At 64.5% G+C, this 1,308-nt stretch carries 1 protein-coding gene; it reads right to left on the bottom strand.

Features of this window, described 5'->3' with window-relative positions:
- Positions 1-28: 28 nt before the first annotated feature.
- Positions 29-1,260 (bottom strand): IS3 family transposase gene (locus tag QSJ40_RS12540; RefSeq protein ID WP_412093540.1). Its coding sequence is split into 2 segments (ribosomal slippage): positions 29-972 and positions 972-1,260, totalling 1,233 coding nucleotides; the frame shifts between segments, so codons are not numbered across the junction.
- Positions 1,261-1,308: the final 48 nt, after the last annotated feature.

Genomic DNA, 1,308 nt, shown 5'->3' with positions numbered 1-1,308 from the left:
TGAACCGCCCTGGGTTCTGTTCCGATCGTTATGTGAGCGCTAGTGCGGCTCGTTGTGATTGATAGTAGGCGGCTTCAACTTCGCTCGGGGTCGCGTAGCCGAGGGCTTCGTGGAGGCGGGTGTTGTTCCACCAGTCGACCCAGTTCATTGTCTGGAACTCGACCTCGGTGACGGAAGGCCAGGCGGGGCGGGCGTGGATGAGCTCGGCTTTGTAGAGCCCGTTCACGGCTTCGGCGAGGGCGTTGTCGTAGCTGTCACCGACGGTGCCGACCGAGCCGGTGATGCCGGCCTCAGCGAGGCGTTCAGAGTAGCGGATGGACACGTATTGGCTGCCTCGGTCTGAGTGGTGGATCAGCCCGTCCCATGCGTGATCCTTCGCGGTCACGAGTGCGTGTTCGAGCGCTTCCAGCGGGAGGTCCTCGGTGCGCATGGTCGCCCGGGTCGCCCATCCGACGATCTTCCTGTCGAACACGTCGGTCACAAACGCGGTGTAACAGAATCCCGCGGTGGTGCGCACGTAAGTGATGTCCGCGACCCAGAGCCGGTTCGGGCGGTCTGCTCGGAAGTGCCGTTCGACGAGATCCGGCCGATCATCGGGGACGCGGGCGGGGGTCGTAGTGCGCGGCTTGCGGCCGCGGATCACGCCTTCGAGCCCGACCTGCCGCATGAGACGGGCGACCTGGTCGCGGCCGATGTCCCACCCTTCTCGGCGCATTGCATGCCAGATCTTCCGGACTCCGTAGACGCCGTAGTTGTCCGCGTGGATCCGCTGGATCACCGGAATCAGCTCCGCATCGCGCAGCTGCCGGTCGCTGGCCCGGCGGGTCTTCGCAGCCCGATAGCCGCGGGAGGTGAGAAACCCACCTGCTGTCGCACCGAGTGTGCGGCAGATGAGCTCGACCCCGAACTGGTCGCGATACATGTCGATATACGCGATCATCTCGGCGTGGGCCGGTCGAGCTCCGCGGCGAAAAACGCCGACGCGGTCTTGAGGATCTCATTCGCGCGCCGCAACTCGGCGTTCTCCCGTTTCAAACGGCGGATCTCGGCCTGCGCGTCGGTCGTGACACCCGACCCAGCCCCGTCATCGACGGACGCTTGCTCGACCCAGCGGCGTAGTGACTCGATCGAGACGTTCAACTTCGGGGCGGTGAGCTTGATCACCTGATAACTGGTCAGACCGTCCTCATCGGCCTCGAGCCTGTCCAGCACCATCCGGACCGCACGGTCCCTGAACGACTGCGGATACTTCGCGGGCATGTCTCCATCCTCTCGATAAAGGATCGGAACGAAACCCAGGGCGGTTCA

The sequence above is a fragment of the Kocuria sp. NBRC 114282 genome, assembly GCF_030268385.1.
In the GTDB taxonomy this organism is placed as follows: Bacteria; Actinomycetota; Actinomycetes; order Actinomycetales; family Micrococcaceae; genus Kocuria; species Kocuria palustris.
This window is presented reverse-complemented; position numbering and strand designations above follow the sequence as displayed.